This window comes from Pseudomonas sp., assembly GCF_035277045.1.
Taxonomy (GTDB): domain Bacteria; phylum Pseudomonadota; class Gammaproteobacteria; order Pseudomonadales; family Pseudomonadaceae; genus Aquipseudomonas.
In genome coordinates this window covers 1-22,664 of record NZ_DATELE010000281.1, presented here as the reverse complement: position 1 = coordinate 22,664, position 22,664 = coordinate 1, and the positions used below count along the sequence as shown (strand labels likewise).

23 protein-coding genes, 1 tRNA gene and 1 pseudogene are annotated in these 22,664 nt (G+C 64.8%); 12 read left to right on the top strand and 13 right to left on the bottom strand.

From position 1 onward, the window contains the following. Nucleotides 1-114 precede the first annotated feature (114 nt). The 4 genes from VJS90_RS19625 (at nt 115) to VJS90_RS19610 (ending at nt 3,402) form a co-directional block, all read left to right on the top strand. A complete protein-coding gene (locus VJS90_RS19625) occupies nt 115-306 on the top strand; it encodes a PLDc N-terminal domain-containing protein (RefSeq protein ID WP_324123291.1) in 192 nt (63 codons plus the stop codon). A 144-nt stretch (nt 307-450) separates the two neighbouring features. Next, nucleotides 451-2,505 carry an LTA synthase family protein gene (locus VJS90_RS19620; protein WP_324123290.1) on the top strand — a complete coding sequence of 685 codons (2,055 nt, stop codon included), beginning with the start codon at nt 451-453 and terminating at the stop codon, nt 2,503-2,505. A gap of 146 nt (nt 2,506-2,651) precedes the next feature. Continuing rightward, nucleotides 2,652-2,888 (top strand): hypothetical protein, encoded by a 237-nt coding sequence (locus tag VJS90_RS19615; protein WP_324123289.1) that lies wholly within the window; start codon nt 2,652-2,654, stop codon nt 2,886-2,888. Between the two features lie 181 nt (nt 2,889-3,069). Continuing rightward, nucleotides 3,070-3,402 carry a ribonuclease E inhibitor RraB gene (locus VJS90_RS19610; RefSeq protein WP_324123288.1) on the top strand — a complete coding sequence of 111 codons (333 nt, stop codon included), beginning with the start codon at nt 3,070-3,072 and terminating at the stop codon, nt 3,400-3,402. A gap of 57 nt (nt 3,403-3,459) precedes the next feature. Here VJS90_RS19610 and VJS90_RS19605 read toward each other — a convergent pair whose 3' ends face one another. Beyond that, nucleotides 3,460-4,260 carry a cytochrome c gene (locus tag VJS90_RS19605; protein ID WP_324123287.1) on the bottom strand — a complete coding sequence of 267 codons (801 nt, stop codon included), beginning with the start codon at nt 4,258-4,260 and terminating at the stop codon, nt 3,460-3,462. A gap of 64 nt (nt 4,261-4,324) precedes the next feature. Next, nucleotides 4,325-4,564, bottom strand: a complete 240-nt coding sequence (locus tag VJS90_RS19600) for a hypothetical protein (protein ID WP_324123326.1) — start codon at nt 4,562-4,564, stop codon at nt 4,325-4,327. A gap of 220 nt (nt 4,565-4,784) precedes the next feature. Here VJS90_RS19600 and VJS90_RS19595 point away from each other — a divergent pair, with 220 nt between their 5' ends. Beyond that, entirely contained in the window at nt 4,785-5,513 is a 729-nt protein-coding gene (locus VJS90_RS19595) for an amidotransferase (protein ID WP_324123286.1), read from the top strand. Nucleotides 5,514-5,550: 37 nt separating this feature from the next. Here the strand turns inward: VJS90_RS19595 and VJS90_RS19590 are convergent, their stop codons facing one another. Beyond that, complete coding sequence (locus VJS90_RS19590) at nt 5,551-6,522, bottom strand: magnesium and cobalt transport protein CorA (protein ID WP_324123285.1); 972 nt, start codon at nt 6,520-6,522, stop codon at nt 5,551-5,553. A gap of 91 nt (nt 6,523-6,613) precedes the next feature. Next, nucleotides 6,614-7,303: a crotonase/enoyl-CoA hydratase family protein gene (locus VJS90_RS19585; RefSeq protein WP_324123284.1), complete on the bottom strand. Its 690-nt coding sequence runs from the start codon at nt 7,301-7,303 to the stop codon at nt 6,614-6,616. Between the two features lie 201 nt (nt 7,304-7,504). On the opposite strand from VJS90_RS19585, the gene VJS90_RS19580 reads away from it, so the two are divergent. Then, nucleotides 7,505-7,594 (top strand) — tRNA-Ser (locus VJS90_RS19580). Between the two features lie 226 nt (nt 7,595-7,820). On the opposite strand, the gene VJS90_RS19575 is transcribed toward VJS90_RS19580, so the two are convergent. The 5 genes from VJS90_RS19575 to VJS90_RS19555 form a co-directional block, all read right to left on the bottom strand. Beyond that, nucleotides 7,821-9,959: a TonB-dependent siderophore receptor gene (locus tag VJS90_RS19575; protein ID WP_324123283.1), complete on the bottom strand. Its 2,139-nt coding sequence runs from the start codon at nt 9,957-9,959 to the stop codon at nt 7,821-7,823. Nucleotides 9,960-10,079: 120 nt separating this feature from the next. Beyond that, on the bottom strand, nt 10,080-10,460 hold the full coding sequence (locus tag VJS90_RS19570; protein WP_324123282.1) for a hypothetical protein: 381 nt from the start codon (nt 10,458-10,460) through the stop codon (nt 10,080-10,082). 160 nt (nt 10,461-10,620) lie between these two features. Beyond that, on the bottom strand, nt 10,621-11,823 hold the full coding sequence (locus VJS90_RS19565; RefSeq protein WP_324123281.1) for an MFS transporter: 1,203 nt from the start codon (nt 11,821-11,823) through the stop codon (nt 10,621-10,623). A gap of 31 nt (nt 11,824-11,854) precedes the next feature. Beyond that, nucleotides 11,855-12,337: a transcription elongation factor GreAB gene (locus VJS90_RS19560; protein ID WP_324123280.1), complete on the bottom strand. Its 483-nt coding sequence runs from the start codon at nt 12,335-12,337 to the stop codon at nt 11,855-11,857. Continuing rightward, on the bottom strand, nt 12,334-12,714 hold the full coding sequence (locus VJS90_RS19555) for a hypothetical protein (protein ID WP_324123279.1): 381 nt from the start codon (nt 12,712-12,714) through the stop codon (nt 12,334-12,336). The genes VJS90_RS19560 and VJS90_RS19555 overlap by 4 nt, the downstream gene beginning before the upstream one ends. 132 nt (nt 12,715-12,846) lie before the next feature. On the opposite strand from VJS90_RS19555, the gene earP reads away from it, so the two are divergent. Both earP and efp read left to right on the top strand, forming a co-directional pair. Beyond that, entirely contained in the window at nt 12,847-13,980 is a 1,134-nt protein-coding gene (earP, locus tag VJS90_RS19550) for an elongation factor P maturation arginine rhamnosyltransferase EarP (RefSeq protein WP_324123278.1), read from the top strand. A gap of 47 nt (nt 13,981-14,027) precedes the next feature. Continuing rightward, on the top strand, nt 14,028-14,597 hold the full coding sequence (efp, locus tag VJS90_RS19545; protein WP_324123277.1) for an elongation factor P: 570 nt from the start codon (nt 14,028-14,030) through the stop codon (nt 14,595-14,597). Between the two features lie 133 nt (nt 14,598-14,730). On the opposite strand, the gene VJS90_RS19540 is transcribed toward efp, so the two are convergent. Together VJS90_RS19540 and VJS90_RS19535 are read right to left on the bottom strand one after the other, a co-directional pair. Beyond that, entirely contained in the window at nt 14,731-15,186 is a 456-nt protein-coding gene (locus tag VJS90_RS19540; RefSeq protein ID WP_324123276.1) for a MarR family transcriptional regulator, read from the bottom strand. 55 nt (nt 15,187-15,241) lie between these two features. Beyond that, a complete protein-coding gene (locus tag VJS90_RS19535; protein ID WP_324123275.1) occupies nt 15,242-16,198 on the bottom strand; it encodes a LysR family transcriptional regulator in 957 nt (318 codons plus the stop codon). A gap of 112 nt (nt 16,199-16,310) precedes the next feature. Here VJS90_RS19535 and VJS90_RS19530 point away from each other — a divergent pair, with 112 nt between their 5' ends. Beyond that, nucleotides 16,311-17,060 (top strand): sulfite exporter TauE/SafE family protein, encoded by a 750-nt coding sequence (locus VJS90_RS19530; protein WP_324123274.1) that lies wholly within the window; start codon nt 16,311-16,313, stop codon nt 17,058-17,060. Here VJS90_RS19530 and VJS90_RS19525 read toward each other — a convergent pair. Beyond that, on the bottom strand, nt 17,057-17,911 hold the full coding sequence (locus tag VJS90_RS19525; RefSeq protein ID WP_324123273.1) for a LysR substrate-binding domain-containing protein: 855 nt from the start codon (nt 17,909-17,911) through the stop codon (nt 17,057-17,059). The genes VJS90_RS19530 and VJS90_RS19525 overlap by 4 nt on opposite strands. 97 nt (nt 17,912-18,008) lie before the next feature. On the opposite strand from VJS90_RS19525, the gene VJS90_RS19520 reads away from it, so the two are divergent. Then, nucleotides 18,009-18,191 (top strand): DUF1127 domain-containing protein, encoded by a 183-nt coding sequence (locus VJS90_RS19520; RefSeq protein WP_324123272.1) that lies wholly within the window; start codon nt 18,009-18,011, stop codon nt 18,189-18,191. A gap of 165 nt (nt 18,192-18,356) precedes the next feature. Here VJS90_RS19520 and VJS90_RS19515 read toward each other — a convergent pair whose 3' ends face one another. After that, nucleotides 18,357-19,703: a class II 3-deoxy-7-phosphoheptulonate synthase gene (locus VJS90_RS19515; RefSeq protein WP_324123271.1), complete on the bottom strand. Its 1,347-nt coding sequence runs from the start codon at nt 19,701-19,703 to the stop codon at nt 18,357-18,359. A 125-nt stretch (nt 19,704-19,828) separates the two neighbouring features. Here VJS90_RS19515 and VJS90_RS19510 point away from each other — a divergent pair, with 125 nt between their 5' ends. Together VJS90_RS19510 and VJS90_RS19505 are read left to right on the top strand one after the other, a co-directional pair. Beyond that, entirely contained in the window at nt 19,829-20,584 is a 756-nt protein-coding gene (locus VJS90_RS19510) for a spermidine synthase (RefSeq protein WP_324123270.1), read from the top strand. A gap of 329 nt (nt 20,585-20,913) precedes the next feature. Then, nucleotides 20,914-22,627 (top strand): annotated as a pseudogene (locus VJS90_RS19505) (DEAD/DEAH box helicase). The last annotated feature ends 37 nt before the right edge of the window (nt 22,628-22,664 follow it).

Genomic DNA, 22,664 nt, shown 5'->3' with positions numbered 1-22,664 from the left:
TGCGATCTTTGGTTACAGTTTAAACATCGACTGTCACCCATCGACAAGGATTCCCTCTATCGGATCGATAGCGCGCTATGCTGAGCAGCACGCGCAACGGTTGGAGGTGCCGGCATGGGTTCCACATTCAACGGCCTGGTGGGCCTGATCATTCTCGCGCTGGATATCTGGGCGATCCTCAACGTGGTCAAGAGCAGCGTGGGAACAGGGGCGAAGATTCTCTGGGTCTTGCTGATCCTGCTGTTGCCGGTGCTGGGCCTGATCATCTGGGCGATCGCCGGGCCACGGGGCATGGTGCGGCCCTGAGCGGGCGATGAACAAAATTTTCACACCCGATTTCCGACAATCCGCGCCGCGCAATGCTGCCATCGCCCAATTGTCGTGCCAAGCCACGTCAGTTGAGGCACATTACGCCCCCTCGTAAACCCGGATACCAGGATCAAACCATTCATGGCCAACACGGATGCCTTGAAGCAACGGGGCGTGCCACGCCCGTTCTCGCCGACGCTCAAATCTCACCTGGCCTACACGCTGCTGTGCGCCTTGGTGATCATGTTCATGCTCAGCCTGGTGCGCCTCGGCTTGCTGGTCTACAACAGCGACATGATCGGCGACACGCCCTACTTGACCGTTGCCGAGGGCTTCCTCAACGGCCTGCGCTTCGACCTGCGCGTGGTGGTCTACTTGAGCATCCCGCTGCTGCTGGCGATGCTCTCGCCGTGGGCCATGGCCAGGCGCTGTGTCTTCCGGGCGTGGCTGACCCTCGCCGCCAGCGCGGTGATGTTCCTCGGCCTGGTCGAGATGGACTTCTACCGTGAGTTCCACCAGCGCCTGAACGGCCTGGTCTTCCAGTACATCCAGGAAGACCCGAAAACCGTCATGAGCATGCTCTGGTACGGCTTCCCGGTGGTGCGCTACCTGCTGGCCTGGGTCTTCGGCACCTGGCTGCTGAGCCTGCTGTTCAAGGGCATCGACCGCCTGACCCGTGGCGAGACCGCCGCCGTTACCCCGTGGTACAACCGCCTCGCGGTGTTCATGGTCATCCTGCTGCTGGCCGTGGTCGCCGCCCGCGGCACCCTGCGCCAAGGGCCGCCGATGCGCTGGGGCGACGCCTTCACCACCGACTCGAACTTCGTCAACCAGCTAGGCCTGAACGGCACCCTGACCTTGATCGATGCCGCCAAGAGCCGCTTCGGCAAGCACCGCTCCAATGTCTGGAAGGCCACCCTCGACCCCGAGGTGGCCCAGCAAAGCGTGCGCGACCTGCTGCTGACCCCCAACGATCGCCTGGTCGATGCCGACAGCGCCGCGATCCGCCGCGACTTCACGCCGCCCGCCGAGCGCAGCCTGCCGATCAAGAACGTGGTGGTGATCCTCATGGAAAGCTTCGCCGGTCACTCGGTGGGCGCCCTGGGCAGTCCGAACAACATCACCCCCTACTTCGACAAGCTGGCCAAGGAGGGCCTGCTGTTCGACCGCTTCTTCTCCAACGGCACCCATACCCACCAGGGCATGTTCGCCACCATGGGCTGCTTCCCCAACCTGCCAGGCTTCGAATACCTGATGCAGACCCCGGAGGGCGGTCACAAGCTGTCGGGCCTGCCAGCACTGCTGAGCGCGCGCGACTTCGATGACGTGTACGTCTACAACGGCGACTTCGCCTGGGACAACCAGTCCGGTTTCTTCGGCAGCCAGGGCATGACCACCTTCATCGGCCGTAACGACTTCGTCAATCCGGTGTTCTCCGATCCGACCTGGGGTGTCTCCGACCAGGACATGTTCGACCGCGCCGCCCAGGAGCTTGCCAGCAACTACGGCAAGAAGCCGTTCTACGCGCTGCTGCAGACCCTGTCCAACCACACGCCGTACGCGCTGCCCAAGGACCTGCCGGTCGAGCCGGTCACAGGCCAGGGCCGCCTCGACGAGCACCTGACCGCCATGCGCTACTCCGACTGGGCGCTGGGGCAGTTCTTCGAGAAGGCGCGCAAAGAGCCGTACTTCAACGAGACGCTGTTCGTGATCGTCGGCGACCACGGCTTCGGCAACAACCAGCAGGTCACCGAGCTGGACCTGGGCCGCTTCAACGTGCCGCTGCTGCTGATCGCCCCGGGCATCCAGGGCAAGTTCGGCGCGGTCGACCACACCGTTGGCACCCAGGTCGATATCGTCCCGACCATCATGGGCCGCCTGGGCGGCGAGACGCGTCACCAGTGCTGGGGCCGCGACCTCCTCAATCTGCCGGCGGGCGACCCGGGCGTGGGCATGATCAAGCCCTCGGGCAGCGAGCAGATCGTCGGCCTGGTGCAGGGTGACCGCATCCTGATCGAGTCCAAGGACATGACTCCGCGCCTGTACCGCTACCAGCTGGGTCGCGAGTTCAAGGCCGAACTGATCGAAAGCCCGGACCAGCCCGAGATGCTGAAGAAGCTCGAGGCCTACATCCAGACGGCGACCAAGAGCCTGCTGGACAACACCGCCGGGGTGGTCCACGGCAAGCCTGACTAAGCGCGCCTGCGTGCAAGGGCTCGCCGGACGACCGGCGGGCCTTTTTTTTTGTCCGCACGGCAATTCGTGCTGAACATTCAAATGAGGTGAAGGGTCAAGCAATAACCAGCTGCATTCACTGTTGTTCTTTGATTGAGGGCTATTCAATGAAAGAGTGGGAAGTCATCTTCGCCAACCAGAAAGGCGAGCCGACCTCGTTGTTGATTTCCTCGGAGCAGCAACCTAGCGAGGAGGAGGCCGCACGGGTCATCCGCTCGCAGCTGTTCCCGCTGCTGGATGAACTGGACCTGAATGACTTCGAGGACCGAGCCCATTCCCCTACCGCGCGCTGGCTGAAGGAGCAGAACGGCGTGACCATCAGCTCCATCTCACCGCGGCCGTGAGCATGCGCGTGCTGGCGCAGGGTGGAGGCCAGAGCTAGCCTGCACCCTGCGTGGGTCCTGTCAGCAGGCCGCGCTTCACGTTCGCGTCTCGTATCAGCTCGACTGCCTGGCCCGTTCAAGGCGCCCAGGCAGGTGCCCCGTGCACCGAAAGTCTATCCATTGCATTGCCGGAGGACGAAGCATGAGCAGCCATAACGACGACATCAGCAGCAATGTTCTTCGCCAGATGAAAGCTGGCGGTTTCGATTTCACCCGCATTCACCCGATCGAGTTCTATGCCGTATTCCCGGACGAAGACATGGCGCGCCGGGCCGCGGGCAAGTTCCGTGGCGAGTCGCTCAAGGCGCAGGTGCGCGAGCTCGACGATGGAGGCTGGCACCTGGAACTGAGCAAGGTGATGTTCGCCACCTATGGTGGTATCGGCGAGTTCGAGCAGGACTTCGAGTCGGTGATCGGTCCGCTTGGCGGTGAGGTGGAAGGCTGGGGGGTGAAACAGGAGCGGCCGGTGGCCTGATCTGCAATCGGTGTCGCCCCCTTCGCTGGCTTGCCAGCGAAGGGGGCACCACCCCTCTCAAGGCCGCCGCGCAGCCATATGCCCCAGATAGGCAATCACCGCATCCAGCTCGGCATCACTCAGCACCTGTTCCCCAAACCCGGGCATCTTCGCCTGCGGCCAGTGCCGCAGGCTCTGCGGATCACGTATGAACCGGCGCAGGTACCCCGGCTGGAAGTACTCCGTGGGATTGTGCGGCACATTCAGGTCCGGCCCTAACTGCGCGTCTCCAGCCCCATTGAGGCGGTGGCACGCCAGGCAGTTCTGCTGGAACAGCGCAAACCCCAATCGAACCGGATCATCCTCGGCCAAGCCGGCTGCCGGTAACAGCGCGGGAAAACGCTCGGCCACCGTCGCCAGCCGTCGAATACTCGCCACCTGGAACGGCCACTGTTCCGGGCGAATCCCGCTGGCCTGCGGCTCGGTCCACACCAGGTAGAACGGCCCGGCGCTGGGCTTGCCCTTGCCCAGCGCTGGCCAGGGGTGGGCGGGGTCTTCAATGGCCAGCCACGCCCGCGCCGGGCCTGCCTGCAGCAACGGGCCGGCCGGCATCTCGGCGGCAAAGCCATCGAGCGCCACGGCTTGCAGGTGCTCGCCTTCATTCACGCCCTGGAGCAACGCGGAAACGGGCACGGCCCGGTAGCGCATCGGCCGCTTGTAGGTGACATCCTGCGCGATGCTGATGTCTTGCGCCTGCGGGTGGGCAAGCAGGGCTTCGGTCTGCCAGTGGCGGGCACCGTCGCCCAGGTCGAGGGTCAGCTGCGCCGCCACGGCTGGCAGGCAGATGAACGACAGCAGCAGGGCAAGGCAGCGGCGCATGGGCAGTCTCCAACCAAAGGGCCGGCAGATTACCTGTGTGTGGCGCGGCGGCGCCACCTGCGCGTCAACCGAATAGCCGCGTCAGGTTCGGCAGGATGAGCAGCAAGGTGGTGGCGAACAGAATGAGTCCGGCCTGGCGAAATTTTGATTGTCTGAACATGGCAAACCGCCTATTTGTTGTTATTCCTGAGTGCCTGATGGCTTCCCTGTCGAGCGGGTCGATAGCAGTCGGCGCCCCCTGACGCCCCATGACTGCTTGCCTCTCCTGTGGATATAAACCACCCGGCGAGTCGACGTTACCCATCCGTGAGAACCATTTGTTATATCGGTATCAAACACTGCGTTATTACCGTTATGAATCCGCCTGAACACCGAGGTGCATCCGCCCACTAGAGAGGCGCGGCCCTCGCAGGCATCAACCTTCACTTCAGTCGCCGTTCGTCAGTGCATCCTACTTGCTTGTGGCGCGCATTCGCGGCAGGCTTCGCAGGGTTATCCCGTCAATGTCGTTCAGGAATATCCCTATGTCGCTACGCATTTGCATCCTGGAAACCGATGTCCTGCGACCCGAGCTGGTCGAGCAATACCAGGGCTACGGAAGGATGTTCGAGCAGCTGTTTTCACGTCAGCCGATCGCTGCCGAGTTTCGCGTGTACAACGTGATGAATGGCGAATACCCCGACGCGAACGAAGTCTTCGATGCCTATCTAGTGACCGGCAGCAAGGCGGATTCGTTCGGTTCCGATCCGTGGATCGAAACACTGAAGGCTTATCTGCTGGAGCGCTATGCGCGCGGCGACAAGTTGCTGGGCGTCTGCTTCGGCCATCAGCTGCTGGCGCTGCTGCTGGGGGGCAAGACCGAACGCGCGAGCCAGGGCTGGGGCGTGGGGGTTCATCGCTATCAGTTGGCCGCCCATGCGCCCTGGATGGACCCCCAGGTCTCCGAACTGACGCTGCTGATCAGCCATCAGGACCAGGTGACGTCGCTGCCCGAAGAGGCCACGGTGATCGCTTCGAGCGACTTCTGCCCGTTCGCGGCGTACCACATCCGCGACCAGGTGCTGTGTTTCCAGGGGCACCCGGAGTTTGTCCATGACTACTCGCGTGCATTGCTCGATGCCCGCCAGCAGCACTTGGGGGATGAGGTGTACCAGCGGGCACTGGCGAGCTTGTCGGAAGGGCACCAGGGCGACCTGGTCGGGGAGTGGATGCTGCGCTTCGTGGGGCATCCGGGCAAGGACGGGGCAGCCTAACCGCCTGGGGCCGCCCAGCGGCCCCGCAGTTTCCGGTTTAAAGCCATCCCGACCGCTTGAAGCTCGCGAACAGCGCCGTGCAGCCCGTGGCGACCAGCCCCAGCACCGCGAAATACCCGTAGTGCCAGGTCAGTTCGGGCATGTTCTCGAAATTCATCCCGTAGATCCCCGCCACCGCCGTCGGGAACGCCAGGATCGCCGCCCAGGCGGCGAATTTGCGCTGCAGGATGCTCTGGCGCGAGGCCTCCAGCAGCATGCCGATCTCGATGGTCTGGCTGGCAATGTCCTTGATGCTGGCCAGGTCCTCCATCTGCCGCGTCACATGGATCTGCACGTCGCGAAAGTACGGGCGCATGTTCTTGTCGATGAACGGGAATTTGAGGCGCTGCAGCTCCTCGCTGACCTCGACCATGGGTGCCACGTACCGGCGCAGGCGCAGGATGTCACGGCGCAGGCTGTGCAGGCGCTGGATGTCGGTTTCCCTGAGCGAGTCGCTCAGCACGCTTTGCTCCAGTGCTTCGATCTCGTCATGTATCGCCTCGCTGACCGGCTGGTAGTTCTCGGTGACGAAGTCGAGCAGGGCGTACAGCACGAAATCCTCGCCGTGTTCGAGCAGCAGCGGGCGCGCCTCGCAGCGCTGGCGCACCAGGGCGTAGGACTTGGAGTGGCCATTGCGGCAGGTGATGACATAGCCGTTGCCGGCGAAGATGTGCGTCTCGATGAACTCCAGCCGCCCTTGGTCACGCACCGGTGAATAGGTGACGATGAACAGCGCGTCGCCGAAGGTCTCGAGCTTGGGCCGGCTGTGCTTTTCCAGCGCGTCCTCGATGGCCAGTTCATGCAGGTTGAACTGGCGCTGCAGGGTGGCGAGCAGTTCGGCGTTGGGCTCTTCCAGCCCGATCCAGACGAAGTGCCCGGGCTTGCTCGCCCACTGGCTGCCTTCGTCGATGCTGATGTTGGTGACTTTCCTGCCGGCGCTGTACACCGCCGCTGCGACGACTCGACCCATGGGTTGCTACTTCCTCGGTTGATCCCGCCTACAGCTTGGTCGGTGTGGCGCAGGAGAGCAACCGCTCAGGGCGGGACACGTTTGGTGGCGATCAGCCCAAGGGTGCCTGGTCGAGCGCGATGGCTTCGTCCAGGCTGTCCAGCAGCGCCTTGCGTACCTTGAGCTTGGTGTTGCGGTGCGCCAGCATGTTGAGCTTCTTCAGCTCGCGGGCGGCGGCCAGGGCGGCGTCCTGCAGTTGCTCGGCCGGCACCACCTTGTCGAGAAAGCCGGCGTCCACGGCGGCGTGCGGGTTGAACACTTCGGCGTTGATCACCGCGCGGTGGAAAGCTGCGCGGCGCAGGCGGTCGCGGGCCAGCTCGATGCCGGCGTGGTGCATGGTCATGCCGATCTGGACTTCGTTGAGACAGATCTTGAACGGACCCTCGACGCCGATGCGGTAGTCGGCCGACAGCAGCAGGAACGCGCCCTTGGCCACCGCGTTGCCTGGGCAGGCGACCACGATGGGGAAGGGGTGCGAGAGCATCCTGCGGGCAAGGGTGGAGCCGGCGGTGACCAGCGCGACGGCCTCCTTGGGGCCGGAGGTCATTACCTTGAGGTCGTAGCCGCCGGAAAGGATGCCCGGCTGGCCGGTGAGGATCACCACGGCGCGGTCGTGCTGGGCGCGGTCCAGGGCGGCGTTGAATGCCGTGATGACCTCGGGCGAGAGGGCGTTGACCTTGCCGTTGTTCAGGGTCAGCGTCGCGATGCCGTCTTCGGCGTGGTAGGTGATGAGCTCGCTCATGACAGGGTCCTCTGGGTGGCGTGCTGCCGACGTTACTGACCCATTGGCGCCAGGTAAAGCACCCAGCAGAAGCACGTCCTATATTGGCAGCATTGCCACGTTGGCTTAAGCGCATGAAAATTCTGAAAAAAACCTTTGCCATCCGGAAAGCTTTCGACTACATTAGCGCGCCTCGACAGGCTGAATAGCTTGAAGAGATACGGTGAAGTGTCCGAGTGGCTGAAGGAGCACGCCTGGAAAGTGTGTATACAGGAAACTGTATCAAGGGTTCGAATCCCTTCTTCACCGCCATATTCGACGAAAGCCCCCGTACCGAAAGGTGCGGGGGCTTTTTGTTTGCCTGGATTTCAGGGTGCAGCCAAATCCTGTTGGGGGACGGCTGTCCTTGCACCCTCCCACCATTGCACAACCCTACAATCCTCTGCCCCGGCGAGGGCGGAGCCCTCGCCGGGGCAGAGGATCACCAGATTGCGCGATACCGGCAGGGAACACAGCCAATTGCCCCCACAGACTGGGCCTAAAAATTCACTTGCGCACTGACCCGCGCAGTCCGGGGCGCGCCCTGGAACGCGTAGTTGTCACCCAGATAATCCCCGACATCCCGCCAGTACCGCTTGTCCAGCACGTTATCCACCGTCAACCGCCACACCGTCTCATACCCCGCCACCCGCGTGCGGTAACGGCTGCCGAGATCAAACACGGTATACCCCCCAGCCTGCACGCTGCCGGCCTGGTCGGCATACTTGCTGGCGCTATAGCGGGCGCCCGCGAGCAGGGCCAGGCCGGGGACCGGCAGCTGGTAGTCCGCCTGCAGCGCAGCGCGCAGGTTCGGCACGTTGAGCGCCTGATGGCCTTCGTAGGCTTCGGTGCCGCTGCCTTTGACCCGGGCACGAATAGCCGCGGCGCTGGCGTGCACCTGCAGGCGTGAGGTGAGCCAGCCGCTGGCGCCCAGCTCCAGGCCGGTGTTCTTCTGCTGACCCTGCTGCACGTAAGTGAACCCGCCGTCACCCTCGGGACGGGCGTACTGGTTGGCCTGGCGGATCTGGAACAACGCCGCGCTCAGGCTCAGCCGCTCCCAGTCCCGCTTGATGCCCAGCTCCAGCTGGCGCGACAAGGTCGGCGCGAGGATCTGCGCGGCATTGCTGGCAAACCACGGCGCCGTGCTGCCGGCGGACAGGCCCTTGCTGTAGCTGGCATAGAGCGTCGTGTCCTCGCGCGGTTTGTAGATCAGCGCGGCATTTGGCAGCAACTGGTACTCGCGGGTGTGGCGGCCAGCCGTGCCGTCCTCGTCCCAGGTCTGTTCGTCCAGGCGCACTTCGCGGGCCCCGATCACGGTCTGCCATCGATCGTTGAAGGTGATTCGGTCGCTGATGAACAGTCCGTACTGGCGGCTGTCCAGGCGGCGGGTGCTGGCGCCCACGGAGCGCTCGGACGGCTCGACGGCAGGGGCGTCGGCACCGATGTTGCCACTGCCGACCAGCTCGTTGTAGTAGGGCCGCTGGTCGAGCGTGCGGCGCTGGGCGCTGGCGCCCAGGGTCAGGTCGTGGCCGAGCCCGAAGGCTTCGAAGCGGCCACGCAGCGCCGCCTGGGTCTCATCGATGCGCCGGGTGTCGTCCGGGCTGCGGTAGTCGTAGATGTCGTAGTCGCCCTCGGGGCTGAAGTGCGAGACCCAGCCATCCTCGCTGCCCCAGGCAAACGCGCTGTAGTCGTCGATCACCACCTGGCTGCGCGAGGCGCTGAGGTTGCCGGTCCAGGCATCGTTGAAGCGGTACTCGAAGCGCGCGCCGAGGTTGAACGAGTCGATTTTCACCGGCTTGGCCCAGCGCTGGTAGGCCAGGCGATCCTCGGGGTCGACCCCATGGGGCAGGGCAGTGCCACCGAGAAGCTGGTAACCGGGCACCGAACGCTGCTCGCGCTGCTGGTAGTCGGCGTCGAGCTGCAGCGTGGCGTCCGGGCTGATCTGCCAGTCGAAGGCCAGGGAGGCAAAATCGCGTCGGCCGTCGGCGTGGTCGACGTAGGAACGGATGTCCTCATGGGCCAGGTTGGCGCGCAGGCCGAACTGACGCTCGCTGCCAAACCAGCCACCCAGGTCGGTGGCGATGTAGCGCTCGCCCTGCTCATTGCTCGACACGCTGACGCTGCGCACGTCCTCCGGGCGCTTGGTCACGTAGTTGACCAGCCCGCCGGGCTCTGACACACCGCTCTGCAGGCCGGACAAGCCCTTGAGCAGTTCGACCTGCTGCTTGTTCTCGAGCGCCACGTTCTGCTCGCCGGCGATGATCTGGCCATTGATCTTGTAGCTGTTGGCGGCGCTGAGCTCGAAGCCGCGCACGTTGACGTTCTCGTAGTAGCCGATCGGCGCGTAGCTGTCACCGACCGAGGCATCGCTCTGCAGCACCTCGCTGAGCTTGCGCACCTGGCGGTCCTGCAGCAGCTGCTCGCTGAACACGCTGACCGACGCCGGAGTGTCGAGCAGCGGCGCCGCCTGCAGGCCCGTCACGCTGGCCTGGCGAGCCTGGTAGCCCTGGTCGCCGGACACTTCCGAGACCTGCAGGGGGTCGAGCGTGACACTGTCCTGGGCAAGGGTCGCGGTACTCGGCAAGGCCAGGCTCAGGCTGAGCAGGCTCGACGGCAGGCAGGGACGGGACAGGGTCATGCGAAGGCTCCTTGGCAGCCGGGCAGGGGCAAAGGGGCGGCATGTTAACAGGCCAGCAGCGGCCATCGCCGTTGTTTGCTGCGTTTCATGCAACAAACGAACGACGTGGGAGCAGTCTGTTCAGTTGGCTGAGGGAGGCAGCTGGCGCCTGCGCCAGGTGTTGTCGATTTTCGACCAGGTCTTGCCATCGGTGATCGCCAGGAGCTTGCGGCCGTCCTTGAAGGTGGCCAGGAACGTCACTTCCTCCTCCTTGCCCCCAAGCCAGAGGCCGGCCAGCAGGCCGACCGGCCCTGCCACCAGCGCCCCGGCCACGCCCCAGCCCAGGGCGCTGCCGATACTGCGGCTGGACTCCTGGTTGGCGACCTTGAGGTCGCTGATCCGGGCCAGTGAAATGCGCTCCCCTGGTGAGGGGCTGCGGGTGGTCTTGAGTGTCAGCGCTCCATTGCGATATTCCGCTTCCCCTTGCAAGAAATCGCCGGATTGAACCGTGAGTCTTGTCATCGTTCCGTCCTGTCAGTGTGCCCATTGACAGCGCTTAATGAGCAACGATGAAGCGGGCAAGTCAATCGCCAGGCGACGGAGGGTGCTGGGGGATTGTATGGCTTGGGGGCGGCGGGTGATGCTCGTGAGAGCGCACACCCCCAAAGCCACTCCTGACCACCTATCTAGCCACCCCGGACAACTCTGCCTTCCCCCTCGACCGCCTGCGCTCCGCCACACCCCACGCCGCCAGCGCCACCGCGCCGATCACCAGGCCGGCCACGACGATCCCCATCCAGCCGTACCGCTGGAACAACTGCGTGCCGAGCAGCGAGCCGATCGCGCCACCGATGAAGTAGCAGGTGATGTATCCGGCATTGAGCCGTGTGCGTGCCTCGGGCTTCAGGGCGATCACGGCGTTCTGGTTACTGACATGCACCAGCTGCACCGCCAGGTCGAGCAACAGCACGCCAACCAGCAGCGCCACCAGCGAATGCTGCGCAAAGCCCAGCGGCACCCAGGACAGCAGCAGGATCACCAGCCCGACCGTGGTGCCCAGCGAGCCCTTGCCGCGGTCTGCCAGGCGTCCGGCCCAGTTCGCCGACAGCGCCCCGGCCGCGCCGGCCAGGCCGAACAGGCCGATCACCCCGTCCGAATACTGGTACGGCTCGCGCGCCAGCAGAAATGCCAGCGGGGTCCAGAACAGCGCGAACAGGCAGAACGACAGCAGCCCCAGCAGCGACCGCAGGCGCAGGACGGGCTCGTCCACGAACAGGCGAAACACCGATGCGATCAGGGCCGGGTACCGCAGCCCGGCATGCTGGTGATGCTCGGGCAGCTTGCGGTACAGGGCAATGGCGCACACGGCCATCAGGCCGGCCGCCAGCAGGTAGATGCTGCGCCAGCCGCCCAGCTCGGTCATGAAGCCCGCGGCGGTGCGCGCCAGCAGGATCCCCAGGAGCAACCCGGTCATCAGCGTGCCGACGGCGCGGCCGCGCTGATCCGGGGCGCTGAGGGCCGCGGCCATGGGTACCAGGATCTGCGCGACCACCGAGAACAACCCGGTGAGCACCGTGCCCAGGATCAGCCAGGGCAGGCTGGGCGAAAAGGCGCTGATCAGCAATCCGGCGGTGGCGATCGCGATCATGCTGACGATCAGCCGGCGCTGCTCGAACAGGTCGCCCAGCGGTGCCAGCAACAGCAGGCCGGCGCCATAGCTGAGCTGCGCGGCAATCACGATGCTGCCGGCGCTGGCGGTGCTCAGGCCAAAGTATTCGGCGATGCTGTGCAGCAAGGGTTGGGCGTAGTAGTTGCTCGCCACGGCCAGGCCGGTGGCGGTCGCCATCAGCAGGATCAGGGCGCGGCTCAAGGGCGGGTGGGTCATGGGCAGTCTCGTTGCGGTGAAGAAGAAAGAATCATTGGGCGGCGATCACCACCTGCAGTTGGGTGACACCTGCCAGCACCAGGCTGACCTCGTCGTCGACCCGCTTGCCCAGCAACACCTGGCCGAGCGGGGAGCGCGGGGTGATGACGGTGATCTGCCGGTCGCCTTCGCCGATCTTCAGGCCGGCGGCTTCGGGTCCCAGGAACAACTGACGCGGGTGGCCCTGCTGGTCCTCCAGGGTGACCAGGTTGCTGATCTGGATGCCGCGCGCCGGGTCGTAGTCGCGGGACACGAGCTGCTGGTAGGCGAGAAGTGCCTGGCGAATCTCGGCGGCGCGCCGGGCCTGGCCGGTGGCCAGGTAGGAGGCCTCCAGCCCCAGGGTGTCGTACTTGTTCTCGGCGATGTTCTCTTGCGCGGTGGCCGCTTCGTACGCGGTCTGGGCGGCGCGCTGGAGCAACAGCATGTCGTGCTCGAGGGCTTCGATGATACGGTGCAGCAGGTCGGCCTTGTTCATGGTCGGTAGCAATGCTCCAGGACGTTGGCCTGGCTCTTGTCGGAAGGGGCGGTGCGGTCCTGTTGCAGCCAGAACTGGCAGGCCGGGTTGTTCAGGGTGCGCGGCCGGATATGGGTGGGCTCCTGGGCCTGCTGCTGTTCCTGCTGTTGCAGGATGGCGTTGTAGCGTTCGAACATCTGCGCCTGGGCATCGGGTGCCGGTGCGGCGATGGCCGGGGCCAGGGCCTGGGCCACGGGCCGGACCTGCTCGGGCCACAACTGCCACGCCAGCCACAGGCTCAGGGCGATGGCCACGGCACCCAGCCACAGGCCGAGGGCCACGCAGATGATCAGCTGCAAGGGCTTGAAGGTGATGTTCAGGGAATGTGGGCGGGGCATGGGACAGGCCTCCTGGCAGGGCAGGGCGTCATTGTCGCACGGCCTGCCCGGGATTTTTCGGCCATGGCGCTTTCGCCCGTGAGAAATTATCCGCAGAATCGGCGGTTTTTCCGCCCGGCGCGAGGATGCGGCATGAAAACCACCTGGGACATCTTCTGCTCGGTCGTCGACAACTACGGCGACATTGGCGTGACCTGGCGCCTGGCCCGGCAGCTGGCCGCCGAGCACCAGATGGCCGTGCGCCTGTGGGTGGATGACCTGGCGCCTTTCGTGCGCCTCTGCCCGCAGGCCGACGCGGGCGCCGCCGCTCAGTGGCAGCAGGGTGTCGAAGTGCGTCAGTGGCCCGCCGCCTGGCAGCCGGCTGTTCCGGCCGACGTGGTGATCGGCGCGTTTGCCTGCCAGTTGCCTGCCGAATACGTCGAGGCCATGCGTGTGCGCCCAACCCGTTCGCTCTGGCTCAACCTTGAGTACCTCAGCGCGGAGGACTGGGTCGAAGGCTGCCATGGCTTGCCGTCGCCGCAGCCCAACGGCCTGCGCAAGGTGTTCTTCTTTCCGGGCTTCACCGAAAGAACCGGCGGGCTGCTGCGTGAAGCCTCGCTGCTGGCGCGGCGCGAGGCCTTCGAGCAGGACCCGTCCGCGCGTTCGGCATTCCTGCAAGGGCTGGGCGTGCGGCCGCGGCCGGGCGTTCGGTTGATCTCGCTGTTCGCCTACGAGAACCCGCAGCTGGGGAACTGGCTCGACGCCCTGGCCACCGCCGATCAGCCCAGCCATGTGCTGGTGCCCGAAGGTCGGATCCTGGGGGATGTCTGTGGCTGGCTGGGCGAGCCGCTGCTTGGGGTCGGCGAGGTGCGCCAGCGCGGCGCGCTGACCATGCAGATTCTCCCGTTTGTCAGCCAGGACGACTACGACCGGTTGCTGTGGAGCAGCGACTTCAATGCCGTGCGCGGCGAGGATTCGTTCGTGCGCGCGCAGTGGGCGGCCAGGCCGATGCTCTGGCATATCTACCTGCAGGAGGACAATGCCCATTGGGAAAAGCTCGACGCCTTCCTGGCCATTTACCGGCAGGGATTGTCGGCGCCGGCCGAGGCGGCGCTGGTCGGGCTCTGGCGCGCCTGGAACATGGACCGCGACCCGGGGCCGGCCTGGCGCGAGGCGCTGCTCCACTGGGACGAGCTGCGCCAGCACGCCCGCCAATGGTGCGCGCGCCTGGCCGCTCAGCCGGACCTTGCCATGGCGCTGGTACACTTTTACCGAAATTGGATATGATACGCGGCCTCGATTTTTGTAAATCCATCCAAATTCGGATATCTCGCATGAAAACTGGTAAAGAACTCAAACCCGGTACCGTCCTGCGGATCGACAACGACCCGTGGCTGGTTCAGAAAGCTGAATTCACCAAGTCGGGCCGTAACAGCGCGATCATGAAGACCAAGCTGAAGAACCTGCTGACCGGCTACAAGACCGAAACCGTATACGGTGCGGACGACAAGATGGACGACGTGATCCTGGATCGCAAAGAAGCGACCCTGTCGTTCATCAGCGGTGACACCTACACGTTCATGGACACCAGCGACTACACCATGTACGAGCTGAACGCCGAAGACATCGAAGCCGTTCTGCCGTACATCGAAGAAGGCATGACCGACGTCTGCGAAGCCGTGTTCTTCGAAGAGCGCCTGGTATCGGTTGAACTGCCGACCACCATCAGCCGTAAAGTCACCTACACCGAGAACTCGGCGCGTGGCGACACTTCCGGCAAGGTCATGAAGCCAGCCAAGCTGAGCAACGGCACCGAGATCCAGGTTGCCGACTTCATCGAAATCGACGAGATGATCGACATCGACACTCGCGATGGCAGCTTCAAGGGCCGTTCCAAGAAGTAATCTTCTTGGTGACTGCGAAAAACCCGGCCTGTGCCGGGTTTTTTTTATGGCGCAAATTCTCCTGGCTTAGTGGGGGATTCCTGCCACCCAACGCAACCCCAGCCCCCGGCCTGGCCCGGCATAGCCGGGCCGATCACAAACTCTTCTGCAACTGCGCCCGCAACTCCAGCAACTCGGCCTGCAACTCTTGCAATCGCTCGACACTACGCCCACTAGCCGCCTGGATACACGGCGGAACCCGCCGGGCCTGCTGCTGCAATTCGCGGCCTTGCTCGGTCAGCTCGACCAGCACCACGCGCTCGTCCTCGCGGCTGCGGGTGCGGTTGAGCAATCCTTCGGCTTCGAGCCGCTTGAGCAGCGGGGTCAGTGACCCCGGGTCGGTCAGCAGCCGGTGGCTGATCTCGCCCACGGTCAGGCCGTCCTGCTCCCACAGCACCAGCATGGCCAGGTATTGCGGGTAGGTCAGCCCCAGCGCCTGCAACAGCGGCTTGTAGACCTTGGTCATCAGCAGTGAGGTGGAGTGCAGGGCAAAGCAGACCTGATTGTCCAGCAGCAGCTCGTCACTCGTGGCGCGGGGGTCGGCGTTCATGCAGGTCCTTGAAATCGATAGATAGGAAAGTCTGGCGCTCAAGCGTGTGCTGCACCTACTGCCAGCGGAGCTCGCTGCGCAAGGCCAGGTCCCACGGCGGCACCGGACTGAAACGGCTCTTGAGGAATTCGAGCAGCAATCGGCTCCGAGAGTTCGTTTCATGTTCAAGTCGAAGCGCGTAAATGCCACTGGTTTCGGGGTCAGGCAGGCCGCTGTCGCAAAACAGTGGCACCAGTTCGCCACGCAGCAGGTAGTCGCTGACCAGCCAGGTGGGCAGATGGGCAATGCCCAGGCCTGCCAGCGCGCCGAACAGCAGGGTCTCGGCATTGTTGGCGGTCATGCGCATGCGCGTGGGGCGGTACAGGCGCACTTGGTCGTCGAGGCTGAAGCGCCAGGCGAAGGGTGGGGCAAGGCCATCCCAGTCGAGGCCGTCGTGGCCGGGCAGCTCGCTGGGGCAGGCGGGCAGGCCGCGGCGGGACAGGTAGTCCGGGCTGGCGCAGGCGATCCTGACCATGTAGGCCAGGGGCGTGGCGACCAGCCGGGTGTCGGCCAGCGGGCCGGCGCGCAACACCAGGTCGACCTCCCCAAGATGGCTGCCGTGCATGTCGACGAAACTGTCGATCAGCCGCAACTGGACATCCAGGCCCGGGTAGGCCACCAGGAAATCGGCGATGGCCGGCGCCAGGTGACGTCGGCCAAAGGCCGCGGGGGCATCGATGCGGATCAGGCCCTCCGGCGCGTTGCTCAGCGACACCGCCTCGGCTCGCGCCAGACGCAGTTCCTCGACGATCCGCCGGGCGCGTTCGGCGAAGGCGATACCGGCGGTTGTCGGCCGCACGGCATGGGTGCTGCGCACGAACAGCCGGCTGCCCACGGCGTTTTCCAGCGTGTCGATGCGCCGTGCCACGGCCGATGGCGTCAACGGGTAACGCCGGGCAGCCGCGGAGAAACTGCCGGTTTCAAGCACATCCAGGAACAGGCCGAGCTGCTCGGTGAGGATATCGGGGTTCATCAGATCACCTGCTTTTGCCAATCACGCACAGCCATTGTGCGCGGCTGTGCGTTTCCCCGCCAGCCCGGCACCGGTAGCATGCGCGCATGGATTGAGCGGATTAGAGGCACTGATGATCGAGTGGGTGATGTACATCGGATTGGGCGCCATGCTGGGCACCGTGGGCGGCCTGTTCGGGATTGGCGGGGGATTGATCGCGATTCCGGCGCTGGGCGTGCTGTTCGGGCTTGACCAGCAACTGGCCCAGGGCACGGCGCTGGTGATGGTGGTGCCCAACGTGCTGCTGGCGTTGTGGCGCTACCACCAGCGCAACCGCATCGAGCTGCGCCATGCGCTGCCGCTGGCGGTGTGCAGTTTTGTCTTCGCCTGGTTTGGTTCGATCTGGGCGGTGGGCATCGATGCGCAGGCCATGCGCATGGGCTTCGTGGCCTTTCTGGTGGTCCTGGCTGCCTGGAACGTGGCGCGGATGTTCATGCGCAGCGCGGCGCCCAGCCCCGAGCTGCGCTACGGCTGGCCTTGGCTAGCGGTGCTTGGCAGCTTTTCAGGGTCGATGGGCGGGCTGTTTGGGGTGGGCGGCGCGGTGGTTGCCACGCCGGTGCTGACCAGCCTGTTTGGCACCACCCAGGTGGTTGCCCAAGGGTTGTCCCTGGCGCTGGCGGCGCCAAGCACCACCGTGACCCTGCTCACCTATGGCTGGCACCACACGGTTGACTGGCACATGGGCCTGCCGCTCGCGGTGGGTGGCCTGATGAGCATCAGCTGGGGTGTGAAACTTGCCCACGCGCTGCCCGAGAAAGCCTTGCGCTCGCTGTTCTGCGGTTTCCTGATCGTCTGCGCGGTCATGCTGGCCTGCAAGCTCTAGGCGGCGAAGCCCTCGATGATGTAGTCCGCCATGCAGTCGGTGATCGGCGACTGGGTGTGCGGGTTGCGCAGCAGCATCACATTGGCCAGCGGCAACTGCGGCAGGCCCTCGTTTTCGCCGATGACGCGCAGGTTGCCGCCGATCAGGCTCTGCAACTGCGCGGTGACCGCAAGGCCTGCGCTGACAATGGCGAAGATCGCCGCCAGGCTCGGGCTGGTGTAGGCCAGCCGGTACTCCACTTCCTGGGTGTCCAGCGCATTGCAGGCCCACGCGCGGCAGAAGCAGTCGGTGTTGAACATCGCCAGCGGCATCGGGCGCTGGTCCTGCGGACAGAAACCCTGGGCCGCCGCCCACACCAGGCGCTCCTGGCGCAGCAGCTGGCCGACCTCCGATCCCGGCTCGCGGGTGACGATGGTCAGGTCCAGGTCCTGGCGCATCAGCAGGTGTTTCGACGGTTCGCAATGCACCTCCACCTGCACCAGCGGATAGGCCTGGGCAAAGCTTGAGAGGATGCCCGGCAGAAAGCGCATGGCGTAGTCGTCCGGCGTGCCGATACGCACCAGCCCGACCATGTGCGGCATGCGCAGGGTATTGAAAACCTCGCCTTGCAGCTTGAGGATGCGCCGCGCGTAGCCCAGCAGCACCTGGCCTTCGGCGGTCAGGCGCACCTGGCGGCCCTCGCGCTCGAACAGCTGGCGCTGCAGGACATCCTCCTCCAGCCGCTTCATCTGCATGCTCACGGCCGACTGGGTGCGGTTGACGACCTCGCCGGCACGGGTGAATCCGCCTTGTTCGGCGATCGCCACGAAGGTGCGCAGCACATCGGAATCGAGGCTCTGGTACTGGGACATTGCATCAATCTCCTGCATGCGATGCATCAGAAACATTCGTTGGATTGATCTTAAGCCCGGCGCGACACTGACGCCATCCAACACGGAGGGCTTCAAGATGAAAGGTCAAAGTAGCTTGAGTGTGTACCTGAAACGTCCGGCGCGCTGGGTGGAGCTGTACCGCCAGCGTCGGCAGCTGGCCGGCCTGAGCGATGCGGCGCTGGCGGACCTTGGGTTGAGCCGGGCGGATACCTTGCAGGAGGTGGAGCGGCCGTTCTGGGATGATCCGCTGGCCAGGTGATAGCGGTCTTCCTTGTATTCTGCTGTGATGCTGATGGCCTCTTCGCTGGCAAGCCAGCTCCCACAGGTACAGCGCAGATCTCGGAGGTAGCGCCGTAAACTGTGGGAGCTGCGGTTCGGCGCTCCGACTTGCCAGCGAAGAGGCCCGCTCAGACACCCAGGAACCTCACCGCCGAACTTGCTTCAACGTCTCCGCGATCATGAACGCCAGCTCCAGCGACTGATCGGCATTCATCCGCGGGTCGCAGTGGGTGTGGTACCGGTCAGACAACGCATCTTCGGTGATCGGACGGGCGCCGCCAATGCATTCGGTGACGTTCTGCCCGGTCATCTCGATATGGATACCGCCGGCATATGATCCCTCGGCCTGGTGCACCTGGAAGAACTGCTTCACCTCGCTGAGGATCTGCGCGAAGTCGCGCGTCTTGTAGCCGCTGCTGGCCTTGATGGTGTTGCCGTGCATCGGGTCGGAACTCCACAGCACCTGGCGGCCTTCGCGCTCGACGGTGCGGATCAGCCCGGGCAGGTGATCGCCGACCTTGCCGGCGCCCATGCGCACGATCAGGTTGAGACGGCCTGGGTCGTTCTCGGGGTTGAGGCGGTCGATCAGGCGGATCAGTTCTTCAGGGTCCATGCTCGGGCCGACCTTGACCCCGATCGGGTTGCGCACCCCGCGCAGGAACTCGACATGGGCGCCATCGAGCTGGCGAGTGCGGTCGCCAATCCACAGCATGTGCGCCGAACAGTCGTAGTACTCGCCAGTCAGGCTGTCGCTGCGCACAAAGGCTTCTTCATAGTTGAGCAGCAGGGCTTCGTGGGCAGTGAAGAAGCTGGTCTCGCGCAGCTGAGGCGAGCTGTCCATGCCACACGCGCGCATGAAGGCCAGGGTCTCGTCGATGCGGTCGGCCAGCTGGTGGTATTTCTGGGCAAGGGCCGAGTTGGCGATGAAGTCCAGGTTCCACTTGTGCACCTGGTGCAGATCGGCGAAACCGCCCTGGGCGAAGGCGCGCAGCAGGTTGAGGCTGGCGGTGGCCTGGTGGTAGGCCTGCAGCAGGCGCTCGGGATCGGGGACGCGGCTCTTTTCATCGAAGCCGATGCCGTTGACGATATCGCCGCGATAGGCCGGCAGGGTGACGTTGCCCAGCGTCTCATCGTTCGCCGAGCGCGGTTTGGCGAACTGCCCGGCCATGCGGCCGACCTTGACCACCGGGCAGCCGGCGGCAAAGGTCATGACGATCGCCATCTGCAGCAGCACCTTGAAGGTGTCGCGGATCTTGGCGGCCGAGAACTCGGCGAAGCTTTCGGCGCAGTCGCCACCCTGCAACAGGAACGCCCGGCCCTGCGTCACCTCGGCGAACTGGCGGCGCAGCTCGCGGGCTTCGCCGGCGAACACCAGCGGCGGGTAGCTGGCCAAGGTCTGCTCGACCTTGTGCAGGTGCGCGGCATCCGGGTAGGTCGGTTGCTGCTGGATCGGCAGGGCGCGCCAGCTGTCAGGAGTCCAGGGTTGGTTCATCACAGGCTCGGTCTGGTGGGAAGGGTACGTGAATCCATGTTACCAGCTGCCAGCGCGCTTGTTGCAGTGGCGGGCTTGGCGGACAATGCGGGTCTTTGCCTGGATGGCATGAGGGCGGGAGACGTATGGCAGGTGAACGGGAAGAGCGGCTGCTGGCCCAGGTGCAGGACGCGTGGGGCACCATCAGCGTGCTCGAGGTCGAGGACTACCGGTTTCTGGAGTTTGGCGAGGCCATCGAGCAGAGCTGCGTGTTCACCGCCGATCCCAGCTGGCTGGAGTATGACTATACCCGCGCCATGCTGGTCGGCGCGCTGTGCCATGAACGACCCGAGAGCGCGCTGTTTCTGGGGCTCGGCGCTGGCACGCTGACCCAGGCCTGCCTGAAGTTCCTGCCGCTCGATGACGTCGAGGCCATCGAGCTGCGGCCCGACGTGCCGCGTCTGGCCATGGAGTTCATGGGGCTTGATGACGACCCGCGGCTTTATGTACGCGTGGGCGATGCGCTTGAGCTGCTGCCCAGCGCCGAGACGGCCGATCTGATCTTTGTCGACCTTTATACCGACCACGGGCCCGGGGTAGGGCACCTGGCATGGGGGTTCCTGGAGGACTGCCAGAAGAAACTCAACCCGGGAGGCTGGCTGGTGATCAACCAGTGGGCCGGGGAAGACGGCAAGCCGCTGGGGGCGGCGTTGTTGCGCGGGCTTTATCACCGGCATTACTGGGAATTGCCGGTGAAGGAGGGGAACGTGATCGTGGTGGTTCCGGCGGACCTGGAGCAGGGGCTGGACAAGGAGGCGCTGCTGGCGCGGGCTGAAGCGCTGGCGCCGCGGTTGGGGTATTCGCTGGAGTCGCTGATCGCGCAGTTGCGCCCCGCGACCTGAGTTGCCTGGAGTGGGGCTGCTGCGCAGCCCATCGCGGCACGAGGCCGCTCCCACAGGCGCCGATCACCCCTTCATGGATAAACCGTTTCAGCCACCGCACTCGCAGCGAAATATTTCTCACCGTTCCCCACGATTTCAGATATAGTACGCGCCGGTCTTTTAGCGGACCTTAAATTCAGGTGGTGCAAATCCTCTGATCAGCCTCGGCTGCGTGTCCGCTAGGTAGACCGTCCCAAGACGTTCCCATTTTCAATCGTTTTCGCAAATCCCCGCCGCCAAAGCTGCCTGGGTGACCTTCGGGTCTTTCAAGGCATGTGCAGTTTTGGAGCATGGGTCTTTGCGGATGCACCTAGAGGCAGACCCATGACCCAGGAAACCGGCGGATTCGCCGCTCTCGATCTCAACCCGAGTATTGTTGCCGCTGTCGTAGCCACTGGCTATGAAGAGCCATCGGCCATCCAGCAACAGTCGATCCCGATCATCCTCGCCGGTCACGACATGATCGGCCAGGCGCAGACTGGCACCGGCAAGACCGCTGCCTTCGCACTGCCGATCCTCAGCCGTATCGACACGAGCAAGCGCGAACCGCAAGCCCTGATCCTTGCGCCAACCCGTGAGTTGGCGCTGCAAGTAGCCACCGCTTTCGAAACCTACGCCAAGCAGATGCCGGGCGTTAACGTGGTGGCCGTGTACGGTGGTGCCCCAATGGGCCCACAACTCAAAGCAATCCGCAATGGCGCGCAAATCGTCGTGGCCACCCCGGGCCGTCTCTGCGACCACCTGCGTCGCGACGAGAAAGTCCTGTCGACCATCAAGCACCTGGTGCTCGACGAAGCCGACGAAATGCTCAAGCTGGGCTTCATGGACGACCTCGAAGTGATCTTCAAGGCCATCCCGGAAACCCGTCAGACCGTGCTGTTCTCGGCCACTCTGCCGTCCTCGATCCGTAGCATCGCCGAACGTCACCTGCGTGACCCCAAGCATGTGAAGATCCAGACCAAGACCCAGACCGTGACCGCGATCGACCAGGCTCACCTGATGGTCCACGCCGACCAGAAGATCCCGGCCGTGCTGCGCCTGCTGGAAGTCGAGGAATTCGACGCGCTGATCGCCTTCGTGCGCACCAAGCAAGCCACCCTGGACCTCGCCAGCGCGCTGGAAGCCAAGGGCTACAAGGCTGCCGCGCTGAACGGCGACATCGCCCAGAACCAGCGTGAGCGCGTGATCGAGTCGCTCAAGGATGGCCGCCTGGACATCGTTGTCGCCACCGACGTCGCTGCCCGTGGCCTGGACGTGCCGCGCATCACTCACGTGTTCAACGTTGACATGCCGTACGACCCGGAGTCCTACGTTCACCGTATCGGCCGTACTGGCCGTGCCGGTCGCGAAGGCCGTGCGCTGCTGCTGGTCACCCCGCGTGAGCGCCGCATGCTGCAGGTCATCGAGCGTGTGACTGGCCAGAAGGTTGCCGAAGCCCGTCTGCCCAATGCCCAGGCCGTGCTGGATGCCCGCATCAAGAAGCTGACCGCAAGCCTCGCACCGCTGGTGGCCGATGCCGAAGCCAGCCATGGCGACCTGCTCGACCGTCTGACCGCTGACCTGGGCTGCAGCCCGCGCGCCCTGGCCTCGGCCCTGCTGCGCAAGGCCACCAACGGTCAGGCCCTGAGCCTGGCGGCTGTGGAAGGCGAACAGCCTCTGGTGCCGACCTACTCGCCGCGTGAGCGTACCGCTGGTACCGGCGAGCGCAGTGAGCGTAGCGACCGTGGCGAGCGTGAGCGTCGTGCGCCAATGCCGCTGGGCGAAGGCCGTGCGCGTTGCCGTACTGCCCTGGGTGCCCGTGACGGCATCGCCGCCAAGAACCTTCTGGGTGCGATCCTCAATGAAGGTGGCCTGGCCCGCGAAGCCATCGGCCGCATCCAGGTGCGTGACAGCTTCAGCCTGATCGAGCTGCCAGAAGACGGTCTCGAGCGTCTGCTGACCAAGCTCAAGGACACTCGCGTCGCAGGCAAGCAGCTCAAGCTGCGCCGGTACCGCGAGGACTGATCCGGTCCACGCTGAATAAAAAATCCCCGACTGGTTC

Bases quoted from the DNA above. Each gene is read 5' to 3' on its own strand.
- earP (WP_324123278.1), top strand. From the start codon at position 12,847: ATGAAAACCACCTGGGACATCTTCTGCTCGGTCGTCGACAACTACGGC.
- VJS90_RS19610 (WP_324123288.1), top strand. From the start codon at position 3,070: ATGAGCAGCCATAACGACGACATCAGCAGCAATGTTCTTCGCCAGATG.
- VJS90_RS19555 (WP_324123279.1), bottom strand. From the start codon at position 12,714: ATGCCCCGCCCACATTCCCTGAACATCACCTTCAAGCCCTTGCAGCTG.
- VJS90_RS19575 (WP_324123283.1), bottom strand. From the start codon at position 9,959: ATGACCCTGTCCCGTCCCTGCCTGCCGTCGAGCCTGCTCAGCCTGAGC.
- VJS90_RS19585 (WP_324123284.1), bottom strand. From the start codon at position 7,303: ATGAGCGAGCTCATCACCTACCACGCCGAAGACGGCATCGCGACGCTG.
- VJS90_RS19620 (WP_324123290.1), top strand. From the start codon at position 451: ATGGCCAACACGGATGCCTTGAAGCAACGGGGCGTGCCACGCCCGTTC.
- VJS90_RS19595 (WP_324123286.1), top strand. From the start codon at position 4,785: ATGTCGCTACGCATTTGCATCCTGGAAACCGATGTCCTGCGACCCGAG.
- VJS90_RS19530 (WP_324123274.1), top strand. From the start codon at position 16,311: ATGATCGAGTGGGTGATGTACATCGGATTGGGCGCCATGCTGGGCACC.
- VJS90_RS19560 (WP_324123280.1), bottom strand. From the start codon at position 12,337: ATGAACAAGGCCGACCTGCTGCACCGTATCATCGAAGCCCTCGAGCAC.
- VJS90_RS19515 (WP_324123271.1), bottom strand. From the start codon at position 19,703: ATGAACCAACCCTGGACTCCTGACAGCTGGCGCGCCCTGCCGATCCAG.
- VJS90_RS19570 (WP_324123282.1), bottom strand. From the start codon at position 10,460: ATGACAAGACTCACGGTTCAATCCGGCGATTTCTTGCAAGGGGAAGCG.
- VJS90_RS19540 (WP_324123276.1), bottom strand. From the start codon at position 15,186: ATGAACGCCGACCCCCGCGCCACGAGTGACGAGCTGCTGCTGGACAAT.
- VJS90_RS19605 (WP_324123287.1), bottom strand. From the start codon at position 4,260: ATGCGCCGCTGCCTTGCCCTGCTGCTGTCGTTCATCTGCCTGCCAGCC.
- VJS90_RS19600 (WP_324123326.1), bottom strand. From the start codon at position 4,564: ATGGGTAACGTCGACTCGCCGGGTGGTTTATATCCACAGGAGAGGCAA.
- VJS90_RS19625 (WP_324123291.1), top strand. From the start codon at position 115: ATGGGTTCCACATTCAACGGCCTGGTGGGCCTGATCATTCTCGCGCTG.
- VJS90_RS19565 (WP_324123281.1), bottom strand. From the start codon at position 11,823: ATGACCCACCCGCCCTTGAGCCGCGCCCTGATCCTGCTGATGGCGACC.
- VJS90_RS19615 (WP_324123289.1), top strand. From the start codon at position 2,652: ATGAAAGAGTGGGAAGTCATCTTCGCCAACCAGAAAGGCGAGCCGACC.
- VJS90_RS19510 (WP_324123270.1), top strand. From the start codon at position 19,829: ATGGCAGGTGAACGGGAAGAGCGGCTGCTGGCCCAGGTGCAGGACGCG.
- VJS90_RS19525 (WP_324123273.1), bottom strand. From the start codon at position 17,911: ATGTCCCAGTACCAGAGCCTCGATTCCGATGTGCTGCGCACCTTCGTG.
- VJS90_RS19535 (WP_324123275.1), bottom strand. From the start codon at position 16,198: ATGAACCCCGATATCCTCACCGAGCAGCTCGGCCTGTTCCTGGATGTG.
- VJS90_RS19590 (WP_324123285.1), bottom strand. From the start codon at position 6,522: ATGGGTCGAGTCGTCGCAGCGGCGGTGTACAGCGCCGGCAGGAAAGTC.
- efp (WP_324123277.1), top strand. From the start codon at position 14,028: ATGAAAACTGGTAAAGAACTCAAACCCGGTACCGTCCTGCGGATCGAC.
- VJS90_RS19520 (WP_324123272.1), top strand. From the start codon at position 18,009: ATGAAAGGTCAAAGTAGCTTGAGTGTGTACCTGAAACGTCCGGCGCGC.